This is a genomic window from candidate division KSB1 bacterium (genome assembly GCA_022566355.1).
In the GTDB taxonomy this organism is placed as follows: Bacteria; Zhuqueibacterota; JdFR-76; order JdFR-76; family DREG01; genus JADFJB01.
Genome location: JADFJB010000090.1, coordinates 1 through 20132, shown reverse-complemented (window position 1 = coordinate 20132; position 20132 = coordinate 1). Strand labels below are relative to the sequence as shown.

At 39.6% G+C, this 20132-nt stretch carries 19 protein-coding genes; 2 read left to right on the top strand and 17 right to left on the bottom strand.

Annotation, left to right across the window (positions count from 1 at the left end; all coding sequences use genetic code 11):
* Positions 1–363: 363 nt before the first annotated feature.
* The 3 genes from add to IIC38_14675 form a co-directional block, all read right to left on the bottom strand.
* The gene (gene add / locus IIC38_14685) at positions 364–1368 is read right to left on the bottom strand and encodes an adenosine deaminase (GenBank protein MCH8127181.1); all 1005 of its coding nucleotides are present in this window, start codon (positions 1366–1368) and stop codon (positions 364–366) included.
* Between the two features lie 19 nt (positions 1369–1387).
* Positions 1388–1825 carry a DUF4399 domain-containing protein gene (locus IIC38_14680; GenBank protein MCH8127180.1) on the bottom strand — a complete coding sequence of 146 codons (438 nt, stop codon included), beginning with the start codon at positions 1823–1825 and terminating at the stop codon, positions 1388–1390.
* Between the two features lie 149 nt (positions 1826–1974).
* Positions 1975–2214, bottom strand: a complete 240-nt coding sequence (locus tag IIC38_14675) for a hypothetical protein (GenBank protein MCH8127179.1) — start codon at positions 2212–2214, stop codon at positions 1975–1977.
* Positions 2215–2680: 466 nt separating this feature from the next.
* On the opposite strand from IIC38_14675, the gene IIC38_14670 reads away from it, so the two are divergent.
* Positions 2681–5260, top strand: coding sequence for a carbohydrate binding family 9 domain-containing protein (locus tag IIC38_14670; GenBank protein ID MCH8127178.1), 2580 nt, complete (start codon positions 2681–2683; stop codon positions 5258–5260).
* Positions 5261–5545: 285 nt separating this feature from the next.
* Here the strand turns inward: IIC38_14670 and epmB are convergent, their stop codons facing one another.
* From epmB to IIC38_14605, 13 genes are all read right to left on the bottom strand, one after another.
* Complete coding sequence (epmB, locus tag IIC38_14665) at positions 5546–6544, bottom strand: EF-P beta-lysylation protein EpmB (GenBank protein MCH8127177.1); 999 nt, start codon at positions 6542–6544, stop codon at positions 5546–5548.
* 307 nt (positions 6545–6851) lie between these two features.
* Positions 6852–7313: a DinB family protein gene (locus tag IIC38_14660; protein MCH8127176.1), complete on the bottom strand. Its 462-nt coding sequence runs from the start codon at positions 7311–7313 to the stop codon at positions 6852–6854.
* Positions 7314–7827: 514 nt separating this feature from the next.
* The gene (gene fbp / locus IIC38_14655; GenBank protein MCH8127175.1) at positions 7828–8838 is read right to left on the bottom strand and encodes a class 1 fructose-bisphosphatase; all 1011 of its coding nucleotides are present in this window, start codon (positions 8836–8838) and stop codon (positions 7828–7830) included.
* Positions 8839–9034: 196 nt separating this feature from the next.
* Positions 9035–9523 carry a DUF2867 domain-containing protein gene (locus IIC38_14650; GenBank protein ID MCH8127174.1) on the bottom strand — a complete coding sequence of 163 codons (489 nt, stop codon included), beginning with the start codon at positions 9521–9523 and terminating at the stop codon, positions 9035–9037.
* A gap of 109 nt (positions 9524–9632) precedes the next feature.
* Positions 9633–9962 (bottom strand): DUF2834 domain-containing protein, encoded by a 330-nt coding sequence (locus IIC38_14645; protein ID MCH8127173.1) that lies wholly within the window; start codon positions 9960–9962, stop codon positions 9633–9635.
* 38 nt (positions 9963–10000) lie between these two features.
* Positions 10001–10783, bottom strand: a complete 783-nt coding sequence (locus IIC38_14640; GenBank protein MCH8127172.1) for an SDR family oxidoreductase — start codon at positions 10781–10783, stop codon at positions 10001–10003.
* A 22-nt stretch (positions 10784–10805) separates the two neighbouring features.
* Positions 10806–11738, bottom strand: a complete 933-nt coding sequence (locus IIC38_14635) for a cobalamin-binding protein (protein ID MCH8127171.1) — start codon at positions 11736–11738, stop codon at positions 10806–10808.
* A 6-nt stretch (positions 11739–11744) separates the two neighbouring features.
* Entirely contained in the window at positions 11745–11951 is a 207-nt protein-coding gene (locus tag IIC38_14630) for a cysteine-rich CWC family protein (protein ID MCH8127170.1), read from the bottom strand.
* A gap of 194 nt (positions 11952–12145) precedes the next feature.
* Positions 12146–12874: a BBE domain-containing protein gene (locus IIC38_14625; GenBank protein ID MCH8127169.1), complete on the bottom strand. Its 729-nt coding sequence runs from the start codon at positions 12872–12874 to the stop codon at positions 12146–12148.
* Positions 12825–13085, bottom strand: a complete 261-nt coding sequence (locus IIC38_14620) for a DUF2238 domain-containing protein (protein ID MCH8127168.1) — start codon at positions 13083–13085, stop codon at positions 12825–12827. The genes IIC38_14625 and IIC38_14620 overlap by 50 nt, the downstream gene beginning before the upstream one ends.
* Positions 13086–13164: 79 nt before the next feature.
* Positions 13165–13371, bottom strand: coding sequence for a hypothetical protein (locus IIC38_14615; GenBank protein MCH8127167.1), 207 nt, complete (start codon positions 13369–13371; stop codon positions 13165–13167).
* A 202-nt stretch (positions 13372–13573) separates the two neighbouring features.
* Positions 13574–16117, bottom strand: coding sequence for a hypothetical protein (locus IIC38_14610; protein ID MCH8127166.1), 2544 nt, complete (start codon positions 16115–16117; stop codon positions 13574–13576).
* 291 nt (positions 16118–16408) lie between these two features.
* The gene (locus tag IIC38_14605; GenBank protein ID MCH8127165.1) at positions 16409–16903 is read right to left on the bottom strand and encodes a YfcE family phosphodiesterase; all 495 of its coding nucleotides are present in this window, start codon (positions 16901–16903) and stop codon (positions 16409–16411) included.
* A 637-nt stretch (positions 16904–17540) separates the two neighbouring features.
* Here IIC38_14605 and IIC38_14600 point away from each other — a divergent pair.
* A complete protein-coding gene (locus tag IIC38_14600; GenBank protein MCH8127164.1) occupies positions 17541–17813 on the top strand; it encodes a late competence development ComFB family protein in 273 nt (90 codons plus the stop codon).
* 617 nt (positions 17814–18430) lie between these two features.
* Here the strand turns inward: IIC38_14600 and IIC38_14595 are convergent.
* On the bottom strand, positions 18431–19114 hold the full coding sequence (locus IIC38_14595) for a hypothetical protein (protein MCH8127163.1): 684 nt from the start codon (positions 19112–19114) through the stop codon (positions 18431–18433).
* Positions 19115–20132 lie beyond the last annotated feature (1018 nt).

The following is a 20132-nucleotide window of genomic DNA, read 5'->3' as shown; positions in this document are numbered from 1 at the left end:
AATTGTCATCCTGAGCGTAGCGAAGGATCTCTGAAATGTCATAAACCCAATAAAATCAAGAGATTCTTCACTTCGCTCAGAATGACATTTCGCCAGATATGTGTATTCTGCAACAGCCTGTCAAGAGGGGACTTTGGAAATTTCATAATTTTGTGATCTATTTTTGTTATAATTCTCAACTCATTCGACTAAACAAATAGTCCTTCATTTTTGGATTTTAGCTATTCAAAGTCCCCTCTTGAGATTCTTGAGAGGATTTTTAGGGGTGTGTAAACAATCTCCCAATAGCGCAAAAGTATCAAAAATGTCAATATAAACAAAGGTATAATAGAGCTCAATCGAAGCCTAAATGAAAGGAAATAATTATGCCTCTAAATCCAGTCCATGATATTCACTCTTAAGTTGATTTATCAAGTTTGATTTTAAATCTTGACTTATAAAAGAAGACCGAATCGCATTGATGTTGCATTTCAAAAAATGGTCTTTTCCCCATCCGAATACATGGTGCAGTTTTTCATATTCTTCGGTTAAATTGATATTAGTAATAGTTCGAGTATCCGTATTCACACTGAGAGAAATACCCAGTTCATACAATTTATTGATGGGGTGATTTTCGTATTGGTCAAAAACATCAATCTGAATATTGCAGCTTGGGCAAACTTCAAGATGGATGCCCTCTTTTCTTAAATATTCGATAAGCTCCGGATCTTCTATACTTTTCACACCATGACCGATTCTTAAAGGACGAAAGTTTTCCAGGGTTTCCCACATACTATCGGGTCCCCGCGCTTCTCCCGCATGTGCTGTGCAAGGAATTTTGTTATCGAATGCGTAATGGAACGCCGCCAAATGTTCATCGATAGGAAAACCGGCCTCATCGGCAGCAATGTCAAACCCGGCAACCCTGGTTCCTTGAAAATGCTTTACAAGTTTCACAGTTTCCAAACTTTGAGCCTCGGAAAAATGGCGTAATGTGCAAAGAATTAATCTTGACTCAATATTTGTTAACTCGATTGCTTTTGCTGTCGCTTCTTCAACAATTTCGACAACGTTTTCAGCTTGCAAACCATTCTCCATATGTTGAAGCGGGGCAAAACGAATTTCGGCATACAGAATGTTGTCATTTTTAAGTTGTTCAAATAAATCAGCAACCACGAGTCCCAATTCTTTTTCAGATTGCATTAACCGGATACCCTGGGTGGCCCTTGTTAAGAAATCCGCTAGATTAGTACATTTTGAAGGTGCAATAAATTTATCTGCATAATCTTGAAATGGTATACCGGGATTTATTTTTGTTACAACATCAAAACTCAGTGAGCAATCAAGATGCAGATGAAGTTCAACTTTGGGAAATTGCCGAAAATCCATATACAATCATATTTTGAAACTATTTGACAGTGATTGTGATTTTCTCTGATAAAACCGGTTTATCATGAGGGATATGAAGATAATTTCCCAATAGCAATTGAAGGGTATGTTTCCCGGCAGGTAGCGTTAGTTCTGTCTCCGTCTGTCCTCCGCCAAAATGCCTGATGGTGTCTGTCATCATTAATGGTTTAGTCATATCAGGATGTTTATCCAAATCAACAAGAATATGATGATGCCCGGTATTTTCCACATTAACGCCGGCAGGCGCTACTCCCATACCGGCCAAACCGAATTTTACTGAAAAAGTAAGGGGAACCGTTTGCCCGTCCTTGGGCTCGATGAAATATAGCTTTGCTTTGTCCGGTGATTTGGAGATTAATTCTTGCGCAGATACCGTTGCTGAAATGGCAACAACTATTAGTAAAGAACAAAATAAAAATTTTACTACTTTTTTCATAATCTTACTCCTTCTTAAAGAACTACAATCCTTGAATTAACCTATATATACCTTTTCATTCTATTGATCTCTGTCGATTCTTTTCTAAATTTTCTAATCCCATCAAGAATTTACGAATTCGTACAATTTTAATACCGGCATTAAGGAGTTTATCCACTTACCCCGTCTACATTTTTCCGGTATTTATTAACAGTGTTGTCTATTGTTTTAGATTTGATACCACCCTTTCGACGCACTTCGGAACGAATAGACTCTACATCGTCATGTAGTTGTTCTTTCCGGCCAAATCTTTTATGTAACTGTAAGAATGCCGTAATGGCGGCTTGCATGTCTCCATCATAATCATCACGGACAATCTCCCTGAAGTGTTCTTCAAGACTACTTGGCAAATCAATTGAAATCATAATTAGCTCACAAAAGATATTTCTTTAATTTAATTATCTGCTATGACTAGCTTTCCAAAATAAGGCCATTTTAATACAATTAACCTGATCTATTCATAAACCTTATCACTGTCATGCCGTCGCGACGGCATGATTCTTGAATTATCCAAGTTAATTAATTTTGAATATTCCTTTTTTCTTGTGAAGAATATAGCATAACAAGTCAGTAAATCAAGTTATTATTCGGGGATTTACAATTAAACTGTCACTCAACTCATATATTACCAACCTCAAATTCCCAACTTCCTCAATAAAGTGTGATTACCTGGTAACCTTTTTCTACTAAATCCGTCTCAATTTAAAAGCAATTAGTAAAGTAACTATGAAACCCGTAAAATAATCCAGGAGAACTATCGTGAAGAGAATAAGTTTTATCGCTATGCTCGTTTTATTCGTATCCAATGGCTTCGCCATGCAAGCCCCGGTTGAAAAGAGGATATATACTGCTAATAAAATAAACCCTCATCCCCCTGTGATAGATGGCATGCTAAACGATGAGATTTGGAAGAAAAATGAATGGGCTGGTAATTTTACGCAATGGGAACCTAATGAAGGAAAAGAACCCTCCCAGAATACCGAATTTAAAATCTACTATGATGACAAGAATTTATATATCGCGATTCGTGCGTACGACACCGAACCTGGTAAGATTGTCAAACGTGTGACGCGCAGAGATGGCTTTGATGGCGATTGGGTTGAAATCAATATCGATAGCTATTTCGATCATCGTACTGCCTTTTCTTTCACACTTACTGCAGCGGGGGTAAAAGGTGATGAAGCCATTTCCAATGACGGTAACAATTGGGACAGCAACTGGAACCCGGTCTGGTATGCGGGTGTATCACAAGACGATAAAGGCTGGTCGGCTGAGATGCGTATTCCATTTAGCCAGCTTCGATTTGCCGACAAAGAGGAACATATTTGGGGACTTCAGGTTCAGCGGCGTTATTTCAGGGAAGAAGAGAGATCATTATGGCAGTTTATTCCGAGGAAGAGTTCAGGCTGGGTGAGCTATTTTGGCGAATTGCACGGAATAAAAGGCATTAAGCCATCGCGCCGGATCGAGCTTTTGCCCTATTCCGTCAGCAACGTCAATCGATTTCAGAAAGAGGCCGGCAATCCATTTAGAGACGGCCAAAACAGCAGAATATCCGGCGGCCTGGATGGCAAGATCGGCATTACCAGCGATTTCACCGTTGATTTTACAGTCAACCCGGATTTCGGCCAGGTGGAAGCGGATCCCTCCGAACTGAACCTTTCTGCATTCGAAACCTTCTTCTCGGAAAAAAGGCCGTTTTTTATCGAGGGTCAGAATATTTTTAATTTTAGATTGATGGGCGGCGACGGGGGATTTTCGAACGATCGCTTGTTTTATTCCAGGAGAATCGGACGGTCGCCGCGGTATACCCCTGTAGTTGGCGCCAATGAATTTTTGGATATGCCAAGGTCCACCTCAATTGAGACTGCGGTAAAACTTACCGGAAAAACCCAGGGTGGGCTTTCAATCGGTATCATGGATGCAGTTACGGGTCAAGAAAATGCCACAATCGATTTGAATGGCCAGAGACGTGAAGTAGCTGTCGAACCCTTAACGAACTATTTTGTCGGTCGAGTCCAAAAAGACTACAACGATGGCAACACGGCAATTGGTGGTATGATAACCGCAACAAATCGTGACATTAAGACTGAAAACCTGAATTTTCTAAATAAAGCAGCGTATTCCGGCGGTATTGATTTTAGGCATCAATGGAAGGACAAAACCTATAAATTTGAACTGAAAGGGTCATTCAGTACTGTTCAGGGTGATGAAGAAGCGATCTTGAACCTGCAAGAATCCTCGGCGCGATATTTCCAGCGGCCGGATGCGGATTACGTATCCGTTGATCCGTCTAGAACTTCTCTCTCGGGCCATGGCGGCTACGTTAATTTTAGCAAAGGTGGAAATAGCTCACTAAGATATTCTGTTGGCGGGATGTGGCGCTCGCCAGGTCTTGAACTGAATGATGTCGGCTTCATGCGCCAGGCAGATCGAATTCTGCAGTATACCTGGGCCGGTTATCGGGTCACCGAACCCTTTAGTATTTTTCGTTTTATGAATATCAATGTCAACCAATGGCTTGGAAGAAATTTTGGTGGTGAAACGGTGTTTACCGGTGGCAATATAAATGGCGGCGGCCAATTCAAGAATTACTGGAGTTTATGGTTTGGCATCGGAAGGGAAGGCCATAATTTATCTACAAGCGCATTACGCGGTGGACCAGCGATGAAATTCCCATCACAGTGGAACCAATGGTATAACCTCTCAACGGACCGACGTAAGTCAATCAGTTTTAGTGTCGGCGGTTCCAATGGCTGGCAAGATGAAGGCGATTCCGGGTATCACAACTTCCGGTTTTCGATGTTGTTCCGTCCCCATAATTCGATTTCTGTTAGCGTGAATCCATTCTACAATATCAGGAAATCTGACTTGCAATACCTGGATACAAACTCAATGGACGGCGAAGATCGCTATCTCTTTGGACGAATCGATCAAAAAACCCTTGGCATTACTCTCCGGCTCAATTACAGCATCACCCCTAACCTGTCTATTCAATATTATGGCCAGCCATTTGTTTCGGCAGGAGAATATTCAAAATTCAAAAGGATTACCGCACCGCGGGCAGACAACTATGAAGATCGATTTCATACCTTTGCCGGCGATGAGATCGGATTCAACTCTGCTGCTGATCAATATGAAATCGATGAAAATTTGGATGGAACCGTTGATTATACCATCGGCCAGCCTGACTTCAATTTTCGCCAGTTACGTTCCAATCTCGTGGTCAGGTGGGAGTATAGTCCCGGCTCGACCGTCTTTTTGGTGTGGTCACAAAGCCGAACCGGGTTTGAGTCAAACGGTGCATTCTCGTTCAAAAACGACCTTGAAGACTTGTTTAATGTTTATCCGGACAATGTCTTCCTGATTAAAGTGAACAGGTGGCTTTCTTTGTAAATTATTTGCAGTTATTCGGGGTGAAACAATCTTTTAATGCCTCCCATCTTTTACTAGTTGGGAGGCATTTTTTTGTGGTTGATTTCTGCAACTATGAAAATATAGAGACTACATATAATACTGTCATTTCGAGGAGTTTACGACGAGAAATCTTTTAGTACCTACCTACAAAAACAACTTGGTCGTCACAAAATGTTCATTGTTTTGCTTCTCGAAATGACATTCTGATAATTCATTAGAAGTTTCTTTCAATAAAAAGAGAAACTTTAAGACTTATCTTGCAAACTATTCGGTGGACGAACCTAAAACAAAGACCTTTGCCTTTGCACCCGGCACCTCTCTCACCATGCGCGGTACAAGATAACCGGGAAGACAATTCATAAGCTCCTGATACAATTCCTTTGCCTTCTGCTCATCTATCTCAAAATGTGCAGCTCCCTGGATTCTGTCTAGCAGATGGAGATAATACGGAAGAATGTTTGAATCGAACAAAGCATAGCTTAAATCGCGAAGCGCCTTTACACTATCATTAACTCCTTTGAGCAAAACGGTTTGATTCAATAAGGTGACTCCGGTTTCTTTCAGACGGCACATTGCAGCTTTAACATTTCCATTGATTTCATTTGCATGATTGGCATGGACGACCAAAACCGGTTTAAGGCGGGTTCCGGTAAACCAATCTAATAATTCATCATTGATCCTTTCGGGAATGATAATCGGCATTCTTGTGTGTATTCTGATGAATTCCACATGCGATATGGATGCAAGTTTGCAGGCTAGCTCTTTTAGTTTTGAATCCGCAAGGGTTAACGGGTCGCCACCGCTGAGGATGACTTCCTTTATATCTGTGTTCGAAGCAATGGTGTTCAAAGCGCTTTCCCACTGCGAGGATTTTAAGGAGTACTCAGCGTATGGAAAATGGCGCCTGAAACAATAACGGCAATGAATACCACAAACCCCGGTAAGGATTAGCAAAACGCGGCCAAAATATTTATGCAGGAATCCCGCCTCGTTTGCCACTTGCTGCTCGTTGAGTGGATCGGTACAATACCCGGGAGTTTTTTTGGTTTCCAGAGAAAGCGGGAGCACCTGTTTTAACAGCGGATCATGAGGATCGCCTTTCCGCATCCTGGCGACAAAACTTCTCGGAACCCTTAGTGGAAATTCCTTGATTTCATCGATAGTGGCAGGCAAATCCTTCTTTTGGATTTCCAGAGTTTCTAAAAGTTCATCGATGTTAGTGATTGCATTTTTTATATTTTGTGTCCAATTCACCTGGTTTATCCTTAAGTTGGGTGCCTGTAAAGAAATTCTCTATAGTGAGCGTAAAAAACAGTTTTTTCAAGTTCTTTTGATCATTTGTGTATTAGAGTAAATTTATTTTCAACTTCGGTGTGATGCCCTTCGTCTATGCCAGGGGTTGCAAAATCCCTCAACGATGTTGGGGGAACATGGTATCAAACAAGCCATGGAACAATCAGCTTGCTTTCAGTCCCTGGCTCTTTTCTCCTGTCTCCTAAATTCCTCCAACTCCCCATCCCATAATTGCTAACTGCTAATTGATCATTGTTCATTGTCAATTGCTCATTGATCAACCCGCCTTTTTTAGCAAAGCAATTTGTCCGGCATGGTAGAGGTTATGCTGGATAACACCATGTAACAGCACATAAAAAGTAAAGTTTTTACCGGGAACATTCTCGTGCAACCGGGTTTCCGAAAAGTTTAGGATAGAACTCTTAAGCGAATAGGTTGCTTCTTCCAATGCCTTCAATGCGGTCTGCCATGCTTCTTCACTGGTTTCTTCGATGGGCGGCCAATCCTCTTCTCCATCCAGGTTATGGTATGCTTCTCCTTGTAAACAGGTCATTACAGTATTCTGCCAGGCAGCGGTATGGTTTACGATTTCCCAAATGCTATGAGCATTTGGAATGGGTTTCCGATTGGCTTTTTGGGAATCCACACCGTGCAGAATAGGTTTAATGGCGTCCCCATGCCAGGCGTCCCCATCATAGATCCTCTCCAATTGGTCGGCAATGTGTTCGAGTAGGTTCATTAAAAAACTCCTAATTCTAGTCTTTATGAATCAAGTGAACTAAATTATCCAAGAAAGAAAATTCCAAAAAGCAAATCCAAAAGTTCAAATAAGCTTATCCCTGATTTGTTCAGGGATCACAAAACTCAAAGACCAATGATCAAACTCTTAATAGTAAATCTATGATTTGGAAGTTTGAAAATTGGAATTTATTTAAAACTTTGTGCCTTTGTCACTTTTTTTGTTGTAATTTGATGCTTGCCATTTTGTTATTTATGAAAATTCATGCCATCGGTTGCCGAATGATGGTTTTCCATTTCTCCGGCGCCGCTTTTCTAATATCGCTTAAATATATTTCGTGATGCCATTTTTTAAGAATCTTGTTAATCCTGTCTATTACTTTTAACAAGAAGAGCTTGGACAAAGGAGTGTTAACCGTTAAATCTTAGTTTTTAAGTGCTTAGGGATAATTCAATCTGGTTTATAAAAGGCTGGGAATTTCAATACTTGGCCTTTTTTTCATTTCAAGAATTACTTATCTCTTGCCCTGGATAAACTCTTCAACAAGTTGTAGTTCTTCTTTACTGCCAATGAATAGTGGTGTTCTTTCATGAAGACTTTCCGGCTTTTTCTGGAGAATTGGGGTAACACCGTCGCTGGCCGCGCCACCGGCGTGTTTAATTAAAAAAGCAAGCGGATTGGCTTCATACAACAACCGCAACTTTCCTTTCGGATTATTTTTATCGCCGGGATAAAGGAACACACCGCCATACAAAAGATTGCGATGGAAATCTGCAACCAAGGACCCGCTATAACGCAGGCTATAAGGCCGGTTTGTTTTCGAATCAAGCGTGGTAACATGATCAAAGTATCTGTGTAAACCTTCCGCCCATTTATTCATATTGCCCATGTTCATAGAAAAAGTTTTGCCATTTTTAGGCACTTTAATATCCTCATGAGAAAGTAAAAACTCTCCTATCATCGGGTCGAAAGTAAATCCATGCACACCAGCACCAGTAGAATAAACGAGTATTGTACTGGAACCATACAAGAAATAACCGGCGCACACTTGCTTGTAACCCGGCTGCAGGCAATCTTCCAATGTTCCGTCCCCACTTTTAGTTATTCTTCTATAAATTGAAAAAATAGTTCCGATGCTGCTGTTTGCTTCTATGTTGGATGATCCATCCAACGGATCAAACATTAAAACATAATTACCCTTTTTAAAGTGATTGGGAATGGGTATAATATCCTCATTTTCTTCCGATGCCATAACACAGACATGCCCGCCATGATCCATTGCTTTGATGATCGTATCATTGGCGATTTCATCCAATTTTTTTACCGCTTCGCCATAGACATTTTCACTTCCGCTAAATCCAAATACATCGACAAGTCCCGCTCTATTCACCGAACTATTTACTACTTTTGCAGCAATGGATAAATCAGAAAAAAGATAGGAAAACGCCCCAGTTGCTTCAGGTAATCCTCTTTCCTGATCAATAAGAAACCTGGATAGTGTCGTTATACCCTTCTTGGTAATCATGAAATGCCTCGAATTTTAATATGAATTGCTATAAAACGAATATCGCATTTTTAATCATATTCACATGAAATTTGCTATAAAAGGGATCGAATGCTTAGAAAGTCAACCTCTCTATTATAATTTTTCGGCAATTTTCACAAAAATGATTAAATTATGAAAAGATTTTAAGAAAGCTGCACTTTTAACCTGAATGTAATTAATTAGTGTTTGACCAGGATATATTAAGCACCATGAGCGATGCAGACAACGTAATAGGGCTGGATACACAATCCATCGCCGAAACGGTTCGATGAGAAACATGTAGAAAGCGGTAAACCATCCAACCGGTTTCACATAGATGGCCCATAACAACCGGATACCCGTCTTTACGTCGAATTAATACCCACACAAGCGCGGCGTGCACCGTCGAATTACGTATCTCACTCATCGCTTCAGTCGGATGAACGTATAGCACGGTGAACGGTCCGTCTTTGGTACCGGTGGCAACGGTGGAGCGGGCTCGATCCGCTTCCGTGATGCGAAGTTGAAACAAACCCTCACCGCCTGCAGACTCCCGATCCCATCTAAACAACCGACCCAGCAGCCATCGAATAGCGAACAGCAATCGAACCAAACCACTCAGCCGGATCGCCGAGACCAGCGTGCGGATGTCGGCAACCGTGCGCCCGTCACCACCACCCTGCAAGTCCAGCCGCCACACGTCATGCAGCGGGACATCGTGGAGAATGGCATGTGCACGCAAATCCTGACTGAGATACTCGGATGGATCGCTACGCGCCCATGCAGTGGGTTGATTATTGCGTATGTACTTGCTCCAGTTTAAGTTGTCTCAAATAGTTAAAAAGCGGTAAACCTAATGAAACACCTACCGTAAATGTTGCAATAATTGGCAACCAGGTTGGTTTCATGCCAATTCTCTTAGATTCTGATAGGATGAAAATGATAAGAACCACTGATGAAACAATGACATCCCAGCCAAAAAATCCACTGACGTGATTAGCAAATAATTGCTGAAAAAAAAGAGCACTATCTAAACCATTTTCCTGGAGAAACGGAATGAATTGTGAATATGGCATGATAAAACCCAAAATACAAAGCAGCAAAAAAACGATTCGTAAACTCATTTTTTACTCCATTTTTGTGAATCAAAACTTGTCGCAGTTCAATCTTTCTTACCTTGAATTTTTCTGGTTACTTTAACGACTAATGATCTTGGCGAAAAACGAACGGAGCTTGCCATAAGGAAATTCATAAAACCGTGTATAGCAACAGCCTTACCTTTCATCATTGCTTTATAACCGTACTCCGCAACTTCTCTTGATCCGGGTAATTTTTTCCCTTTTACTAAATTACTTTCTTCCATAGCTGCTGCAGTTTGAAATCCGCTTTCCGTTGCACCGGGACAGAAAGCCGTTACCGTTACGCCTGTTCCTTTAACTTCATTGTTTATTGCTTCGGAAAAGTGCAATACATAGGCCTTTGTTGCATAATACACTGCCATGGTCGGTCCGGGTTGGAATGCAGCTGTCGATGCAACATTCATTATTTTTCCGCTTCCACGCTGTATCATATCTTTTAAATACAGCTTACAAAACTGTGTCAACGCTGTAATGTTAAGATGAATCATTCGGTTTTCTTTATCCCCATCTGTTTCATTAAACATTCCAAAGACACCAAAACCGGCATTATTAATAAGATAATCTATTTGAATATTTTGCTGTTTTATCTCAGTATATATTTCCAGGGCGGAACCAGGGTTTGACAAATCCTTGTAAATGGAATAAACGGAACTATCATATTTTTTTTCTAATTCCAATTTCAGTTCGTCCAGTTTGTTTTTACTTCTCGCAACCAATACCAGATTATCACCTTTAGAAGCGTGTATTTTTGCTAATTCCAATCCAATACCGCTGGATGCTCCGGTTATTAATGCTGTAAGTTTCATTTTTTACTCTCTGTGTTTGTTCTCAACATTCTGGTTTCCATTTGATCCAACCTTTTTCATTGTATCCGAAATCAAAACTTTCCGGATGAATAATCTCAGCCAAAATTTTTAATGAGTCAAGCAGCCTGGGTCCCGGCCGATTAAAATACTGATTCCCATCTACGATGTACACCTGCCTGTCTTTCACGGCCCTTAAGTTTTTCCACTCAGGATGAGTAACAAGCGGACTCATTTCCTCCTGAGCCTTGGGGATGTCATATCCACAGGGGGCAATGATCATAATCTCGGCATCCGTCTCCCGAAGCGCATGAAAATTTATCGTATGGGAATGTTCTCCTTTTTTACCCAAACGATCTATACCTCCGGCATATTTTATTAACTCAGGCAGCCAACTGCCGCTGGTCCATATCGGATCGATCCATTCAAGGAAAGCGACCCTGGGCTTTTTGGTTAAAGATTGTGCCTTTTCTACAATCTGCTCAATGCCTTCCTGCATTCGGGCAATCAATTGTTCTCCACTTTTTTCTGCCTCCAAAGCGGAACTGATCTGCCTGAATCCCTGGTAAATGTCTGCCAGCGTGTTGGGAGCCAGTGAAACAATCCTGGGGCGGGACGAAAGCACTTCACAAGCGGCTTCTTCAACCTCTTTTAAATTAACTGCGCACACTTCACAGTGGTCCTGGGTAACAATTACGGTAGGATTTAATTCTTTGAGTTTTTCGACATCGACTTTGTAAACCGACAGTGCGTTTTGGAGAACATCCCGTACTCGCTTATCGATCTCTAAACTGGATCCCTGGACGTCGAACTTGGGCTGCGAGCATTGCGGGAGTGACAGAACAGACGGCGGGTAGTCACATTCGTGTGATATACCGACCAGTTCCTTTTCAAAACCCAAAGCACAGATGGTCTCGGTGCTGCTGGCGATGAGGCTGATTATCCTGAGCTCTTTCATTTTCTTTTATTTTGTTTCTTCACTGTTTTGTTGTTTCAAAATTCTATCTTTAAGACAATCCGGGCAATAACAACCTTGATTTAAATCGGCGGATTGGAGAATCGGGAATTCCGCGCACCAGCATTTTCCATTTCCGATATTAGAACCACACCCAAAAGCTTTTCCACATTGGAAGCAATTTTTTGAAATGTATTTAAGGGCTTTGGTGTCCACAATTTTATCCTTTATTTATCGACTGTAGAATTCTTACGAACTTGAGTATCTTGTTATGACGATCGAGACAACTTATGATGTGTAAAGAATTTTTATTGGCACCGTTCAGTAAAGTTGATTATTGCATTACACCTCGACGCAACATTTCTACAAATCCTGAGTTTGTTTTTTTCTACTTCACAAATAATCGTCGATTAAGCAGGTAATTCAATACTTTGAGAGTATTTGAAATAATCTTTAGGGTCGTACTTTTGTTTTATCTGTTGTAATTTGGCGTAGTTATTAGCGTAGTATTTATATTGCCAATCACTCAAAGTCACATCACCATAGTTTCTATAACAAGCATCTTCCATAAATTGGGTTCGTATTTCCTTTGAGAAGTTATCAACCCAGTTTTCATGTTTCTTTTTATCATCAGGGGAATCCCAATATGCCTGAAATTGGTAAATAAAATTCATATTTCGATGAGGAAAGGCAGTTGCAGAAGGAGATAGATTATTAATGGCTCTGCCAAAGCTATCCATTTGCAGTAAACAATTAGCCGAAGGTGCGTTGGAAAGCCATTTGTAAATTTCCTTTACGGCATTAGAATCTAAAACACTTTTCGTAAAACCAGAAGTATCTTTAAAACTGGATTGCCCGGGCTCACCATCATTGTATCGAACGGCTGAAACAAAGGGCATGTAGGCATAAAAATCGGGCTGATTGCTCTGGGGAGTATTATCAATCAATTTCTGTACTATTGTTTTTGTTTCGGCTACGGTTCCAAAATATTGTCCGGCAATTGAAAAAGTAGTATTTTTTGTTGAAGTACAAGGAAAAATTGAAAACATATTTTCATCAGTCGAGTTTAACACCCAATCCTGCCAGGCTTCAATTACATCTATAATTTGTTTGCTGTACTTCCAAAGGGACTTCCGCATAGGTATAATGTCCTCCTATCATTAAAACACAACTATGAATGAGCATTAATCCATAAACCAGGTTGGTAAACCTAAATCTCTTATAGGTAACCGCAAGAATGAACAATCCAACAATCGCCGGCATTACCTCCAATAGCCAGGTGAAGTAGTCTTTCGGATTTATTGCAGACCATGTTAAAACTACTCCGAAAAATATTAATAGTGTACTTATAAATTTTCTTTTTGTTTACTTGTGCCTTCCGGTATTTAATAAACCATGTTTTAATGGAGTTTATACATGTTGTATTAAGTTATTTTTCTCCCGGGTTACGTTTGTTCTTTTTGGAAAGTCCTATACCAATAACCAGGAATACGAGCCAAACCAAATAGAAAGGAAACCACGCTGACCACCAGGATTCACCACCAACACCTAGTACGTATTGCATAAACAGGTTGAGAACAATAATTATGGAGAAACCTATTAAACCCATTTTTACAAAAGGATGTTTTCTATTCATCAGGTATTCTCTACGATAACACTATTATTATATTATTCAATTATTGATTGTGATGCACATAACGGATTGCTCAAAGATAAAGATAAATCATTGGCGCACTAATGTCAACCGGGTATTTTGCCATAAGATTTTGAAATAGAAATATGCTCACTTTTGCTGTAGCGGCAAAGTGGGATGAGAGATGTAGAGATACAAAAATCATCTAACGAGACATTAACAAAACCAATATTTTCCCCTCCCCGTTTTCCAGACCTTCCAGAGCTTTGCCTATCATCTGTCCTTCACAGAACTTAGCCTCACTGCATCGCATGGCATAACCGGGTTTGCCGGAAACCGTCAGCAGATCTCCTACGAATATTCGTCCATTTTGGGTTGTAGCTTTCACAGGCACTTGTCCCACAAGCGCAAGCAATGATCGATTTAATATCCATGGATTTAATGTTGTTTCACCTGCTAAAGCCACGTTTGGCTCCAATTTTTCTTGGTTATTCCCTAGCGTAAACCCTGGTTCCGTAGTGATTACACCTGATACGAATGGGCTATAAGCCCGGGCTTTTCTATACTGTTTTGGTTTTGAAGGATCCAGTTCAACTATGTCACCGGGTTCCACCGGCTCGGAAACATGAATATATTCTGCCAGGTCAGCACCACTTGGTATGAATGATCCCTTGGAAAACACGTTACCGGATGAGCGTTCTACACTGAATATCAAATTTGAGACTTCATCTTCAATATGAGTCACGGAGCTTGCAGTACCGGTCGCACTGATCTTAACACCACTTGTTGCTCCTGTCACATTAGTTATATTTCCCGCCTGTAATGACACGGTTAATTCATCCCCTCCTGCCAAATTATTAAGGTCTGCCGTAAATATATAACCAATCGTTCCAACTGGCACAAAGAAATCAGAAAATGTGATTCCATCATCGATGTTTAAGGGATTTTCCAAAGTACCTACTTGATTTTCTCCCGGATCTATAACCCCGTTATTATTTGTATCCTCTATGAGTTGTAGATTAGCAAAATCTCCGCTATCAACCCCGGAAGACGATATCCCTAAAGTTAAGCTTGATCCCATATTAACTACTTCAACCGACGCTGTTAAACTCAACCGAAATAGCTGTGCTGAAGTGACTGAACCGGATAAACCAAACGCATCTGTGACCTGTCCTCCGCCATTTTCGGCTACAGTGAGTTGAGCTTTCCTGGGAGGCTTATTAATATATCCGGCGGGTGAATAATAATTCCAATTTTGCTTAAATCGTTTGTAAAGCGGATCATTCCATTTTCTCGATTCAGGCTGGTTCAAATTCTCAGCTTGATTCCAATATATTTGTATTTTTCCACTCGTATCATAAATAATGACTTCTTCCCTACTGTCTCCTGCAATATCCGCCGTATAAATCAGGGTTGCGTTTGTCGCCGGAAAATCCTCCGGCGTATGCCAAATTGCATCCCCGGTTAATGCATCAAAAACTCCTATATTGCCATCAATGTGCCTGGCTTTGGCCGCAAAATAATGTTTCTCACCACCTTCCCAGTCAATGGTTGAGATCATCTCCACCCCCTCACTATTGCCATTTTCATGCGTATTAAAACCTGCTGATAGAACATCTTGCATATCATAATCCTGAAACTCATTGCCAAAAGCATCAAAGATCCAGGGATGTTGTGAATCAGTTGGCCCATCAAATCGGGATCGAACCCAGACTTCACTAAATGACCGGTTCGAATCAAAATTTCCGGCAGCCACATTTTGAGGCTCTTTGCCTTTTCTGGAGAAAAGCTGGGTTTCCTTGCGCCAAATAATGCCATTTGCAGACAACATCGTGGTATGCCAGTCTGTTTTTCCCTGGTGATCTTCTTCCGTTACAATCCATTCCAGGCCCGGCAGATCAGGCCGAAAATCTCCGATACTTACACAATCCAAATGATCGACAAAGCCTCCGGATTTTATTCCCACCCAATTTGTTGGATAACCCAAATCTACAATTGTTCCATCATGGTCGATCATATTCCCACCCACAACCTCATCCAAGCCATCACCATCTACATCTGCTGCCTGGAATGATCCATGCGCAGGTCCCCAATAGCCATCATATATCCCATTAGATTCGTTATAGTCATATACTACGCGCCATATTTCCTGGTTATTCTCCATATCCCAGGCGAGCAAGTTTCGATTGACATAAAAAGATACAGTTTTTGTTTCAGTTTCCAGGATATCCAGAGTTTGGAGAATAACATCTCGATCTCCTCTACCCCTTAGATTAACTACGGCAATATGAAACCATTGGTTATTGGGACCGATGATCGGTAATGAAATCGTTTGTTCAATCTGGCCGTTTAACCCATTAAATACCAGAATTTGATTAGAGCCATCCAATGCAAGAATTTCGATAACATTATCACCGTCAATATCTGCTGCGGCATGCCTTGTTCCACCGTTTTTTCCATCGGGGTTTTCGACCGAAGCTTGCCACATTAGATTGCCAAAATGATCAATCGCAAAAAGTTTGGATTCAGATCGGTATGTAAAATCCAATAAGCCATCTTGATTCAGATCGATTACAAAGAATTGTTTATCTTTCACTGGCTCCGGTATAGTTATCAAAAAAGGATTGCTGGCATAATTTGGCCAATCATCCGGGATTGCTGCTTCGGTTTTCTCTTGCTGTATTTGAATAAAGTTGATCGTTACAACAAGAAATAGGTGCAGCACAATTTTTTTCTTAGAATTATTCATGATATTATTCTTAGAACGATTTAGACATCATCCAATATCTTGGAAATACCTGCAGGAGCCCCTGTCTTTCGTGTATTAAGAAGGAAAATTCGGTGAGAAGACAGACAAAAGCCACCCAAAGAACACGAGATTAGTCAATTTGACATCCATGTCCAATAAAATGACTATTGCCAGGCCTTTTTCAAAATGAAAATTTACACTAATTTATACCTATTTGATTTAAAGGCCTATAATTAATAATAAGTTAACATATAATTAACGAATTAATCAAGCAATAATTTCTTGAATATGTCAATTAATCAATGTATCTCCATGAAGGGAAGGATTTAGGATGTTAAAGAATTTTACTGTAAATTGATTCTCTTTGTCAATGATGATCTTAGCAAAAGAAATGGGTAAAGTGAAACGCCGTGGACCAATGCTTCCCGGATTGAGATATAGAACGCCATTTTTTGTGTATTTTCCCGGTTTATGGGAATGGCCAAAAATGACAATATCAAAATTTCCCTGGGGATTTATATCCAGCTTGTCAATTTCGTGGAGGATGTAAAAGTCATGTCCGGATATGGAGAAAGCGTTGGTTTCGGGGATATCCGGAAGTTCTTGAATGCGATCCATATTGCCTCGCACAAAAATGATATTAGCATTGAGGTTCTGAAAATCCACATAAGTTTTGGTACTGCCAATATCACCGGCATGAATGACATAATCTGCGTTTTGAATAGGCTGACAAACTTCAGACCGGATTAATTTATGGGAATCGCTTATAACAGTAATTGTGGGCAATTTCTTAACTCTGAGGGTAGGAATTGGTTTTTAGATTCATTTTAATATTGTTCATTTTTTCTCTTAAAATATTAAAGTCGCGGTAGAAATGCCAGTTACTCTGTACCTCCCGCACAGATCCCAGCCCACGGCATTAAGGGCTCCTGCCTTAGATCAGACGATCAGGCGTTGTGTCAGGTGAATGGATGGTAGATACGTGCTGGTGGTAACCATTTATCCGCCAACCGATTCTATTCCTCATTTTTCAGGCGTATACGGGTCTCGGAATCGGAATTTTATAATACCCTTGCAAATATGAAAAAGGTGAGAGCTGCCTTCTTTTTAAGTGTAAAGCTCTCCCTTAAAATGGGGCGATGCCTTGCTATTAACCAACTTTTATCTATTGACTTATGATTTAAATTCGATTGCCGATAACCTAAGTAACGGGACTGGCAGGAATCATTTCAGGTATTGCCAATAAGGAAAAGCGTAATTTAGACTTTGCACGGTAGCGCTATTTTGAGATGATTTTCCAGTGAATAATATATCACCGAGAGTAATGATTTTTGATTAAAACCTAATATTTATTAATTTCCAATTTCTATGAAAGATAGAAGAAATGAACAACATAGCAAAAGTGAATAAAGAAGAAAAATATATGCTTGGAGATATTTCATTAATAGATATTAGAAACAAAAATGAAACTCGTGTTATTAGCCTTCTTCCTAAAGTTCTTACAGAATTCCCGGAATTTGAGCCTGACAGAATTGATATTCAAGATATTTATGCGTTAACATTAAATAAATTACAACCAAGGTATATTCAAAGAGCCAGCGTCATCTTAAGCGAACCAGTTACAGATGAAATCATAAAGGAACAATTAAGAAATGCAACTGAGCGAGTTAGAATTAATCCAAACCATAATATCTAGTTAAACAATTTTTAAAATATCAAAAAACAGATTATCTACAAGGATTTTTACAGTTTGAATCTGTTATTACAATAGCGCCAACTTTTAATCCTAAAATAAAGGTACGATTTTAGCCCCGCGATTCAGAGGTTGTGTGAAAACATAATGTCATTCAGTAGGAATCTAGTTTGGCTCATGTAAGATGTTGTTTTTTAACAAGATCCCGTCACGACGGGATGACAATTGTATGCTTTTCTTGAATTTTCTATAAAAATTAATTGTCAATCCTTTTACACACAGCTTCTTCATCGTGGGGATTTGAATGTCTTAAAAAATCATAGTCCAAGTCGGGACGAATGATGAAAAAAGATTCAAAACTATTTGAATGTGACCAGGGAAATGTCAGGATATAATTATAGAATGGGGATACAATCTGGGAAAAATCTGAAAATTGAGGCCGAAAAACCCTTAGATTGCTATCAGGAAATGGAGTGTATTTAAACCTATTTTATCGAAGTAACACACAACAAAGCAAATAAAACAGTTTTTGAAAACGATTTTTTTTTAGCTTCATAATATTCCCCTTCACCAAGGGAAAGGTGAGAATACAGAAAAACTTCGGAAGTTTGACAATTATATTACTCTCTTACCTGTAATGGAATACCGAGAGTTAAAATGATTTTAAACCCATCAATATTCGATTTAATGCCTTTATATGGTTCATTAAAAAAAGAGCTTTCAAAATTATCCGGAAAAACAGATGTTCCGGCTGCAATTTTTGCCAGATTATCATCTGTTAACACTTCATTTTTCCCTCCGGTAAACAAAGGATACATAAGTTTAAGTGTTAATATCACAGGATCTTTATTAACTCCGACTGAAATACCAAAATCGGTTGAAATGGTATTGTTACTTTCATATTTACCATTCAAAGGATTTGCCCCTTCAGGATCGGGAGGGGCTCTATAAGAACTTTCAAGTGATAATTTTTTGTTAAAATAAACAGCAAAAACTCCGGTTATAAAAAATTGCTTGATACGAGGTCCAATACCGCCTTCAATGAGAAAACTTCTCTGTCTCAATATCAATTCTCTTTCTTCAAAATTGTCAAATTCCGCAAAATCTTTGGTAAAAACATTTTGAAATCCCACGTTAGCAAACATCGCCAATTTTCCAAAATGATGATACCCTAGTTCCAGACGGATTCCAACCGGCTGACTTAAGCCACTAAATCCTTTGATTAAACCAAATTGAAAACTCCTATGAAACGAATTGTACGTATCTTTAAATAAATCAAGATCATCAGAACTAAAAAATGCCAAACTATACCCAATACTTGGAGTAATGTATTGCTGGGACCGAACTGAGGTAAAACAAACCATTAAAATATATAAAATAAAAAATATTCTTTTCACTATATGGTTCTACCGATCATGGTATGGTTCCATCACGAACATCAATTTTATTGAGATCATAAATAAAGATTAGCGGCTGTATGGGCGCCACTATCGATTGTTTTCATTCTTTTCTTGTTTTTATCGCAGCTACATTTGACAGGATTGTCGGGATATAAAGAATCCTTTTTATTTTGTTCACCCTGTTAAATATTAAAAAATTACGAATCCGGGCAACTTTATTTTACAGGCAAAATAATTGTGAACTTTGTTCCTTTGCCAATCTCACTTTCGACTTTAATTTCACCTTTAGGTTTTTGAATAATATTGTAAGCTGAGGACAACCCCATTCCGATTCCTATTCTTGCACCCTTTGACGGTAAAACTCAAGTCGAATATATTTCCAAGTGTTCTGGTGACATGCCTCGCCCCGTATCGGAAATGATAATGATTATATTTCCCCCCTCAATTGAGGTTTTTTGTAGTTACAGTACCTTCGTTCCTAACGAATAGCTTGAACAGCATTGGTTAATAATGTCATAAAAACTTGATTGAGCTCACTGCCCCTTAAACCAAGGCATTAAGAGCTTAAAAAGCATACAAAAGACTTTAAATCGGAAGCTTCTCTACCGGTTCTGTTTTCTGACCGCACAATTTTTTCAGACTGTTCAAGACTTCGGAGGTAGATTGAAACCTAGCCTAGCTTATGGCTTTTTTTCTAGAGTCTTCAGGATAATCTCTTGCAATTCTTCAGATACCTCAGCACGCACCTTTTACTCTGGCCTTTATTGGTGATCATTGGTTATTAGATGAATGAATAGATCGGGATAATTGAGAAGGTTGGTAAACCGAAACTCTAAACTCTAGATCCTGCAGATGTAAAACATCCCTGAGTTTTAAGATATAATACTCGTTTAGTAATATACCTGTATTGAGAATGATCCGG

Bases quoted from the DNA above. Each gene is read 5' to 3' on its own strand.
- fbp (MCH8127175.1), bottom strand. From the start codon at position 8,838: ATGATTACCAAGAAGGGTATAACGACACTATCCAGGTTTCTTATTGAT.
- IIC38_14625 (MCH8127169.1), bottom strand. From the start codon at position 12,874: ATGCGGAAGTCCCTTTGGAAGTACAGCAAACAAATTATAGATGTAATT.
- IIC38_14660 (MCH8127176.1), bottom strand. From the start codon at position 7,313: ATGAACCTACTCGAACACATTGCCGACCAATTGGAGAGGATCTATGAT.
- IIC38_14670 (MCH8127178.1), top strand. From the start codon at position 2,681: ATGCAAGCCCCGGTTGAAAAGAGGATATATACTGCTAATAAAATAAAC.
- IIC38_14645 (MCH8127173.1), bottom strand. From the start codon at position 9,962: ATGAGTTTACGAATCGTTTTTTTGCTGCTTTGTATTTTGGGTTTTATC.
- IIC38_14680 (MCH8127180.1), bottom strand. From the start codon at position 1,825: ATGAAAAAAGTAGTAAAATTTTTATTTTGTTCTTTACTAATAGTTGTT.
- IIC38_14610 (MCH8127166.1), bottom strand. From the start codon at position 16,117: ATGAATAATTCTAAGAAAAAAATTGTGCTGCACCTATTTCTTGTTGTA.
- IIC38_14635 (MCH8127171.1), bottom strand. From the start codon at position 11,738: ATGAAAGAGCTCAGGATAATCAGCCTCATCGCCAGCAGCACCGAGACC.
- IIC38_14600 (MCH8127164.1), top strand. From the start codon at position 17,541: ATGCTTGGAGATATTTCATTAATAGATATTAGAAACAAAAATGAAACT.
- add (MCH8127181.1), bottom strand. From the start codon at position 1,368: ATGGATTTTCGGCAATTTCCCAAAGTTGAACTTCATCTGCATCTTGAT.
- IIC38_14640 (MCH8127172.1), bottom strand. From the start codon at position 10,783: ATGAAACTTACAGCATTAATAACCGGAGCATCCAGCGGTATTGGATTG.
- IIC38_14615 (MCH8127167.1), bottom strand. From the start codon at position 13,371: ATGAATAGAAAACATCCTTTTGTAAAAATGGGTTTAATAGGTTTCTCC.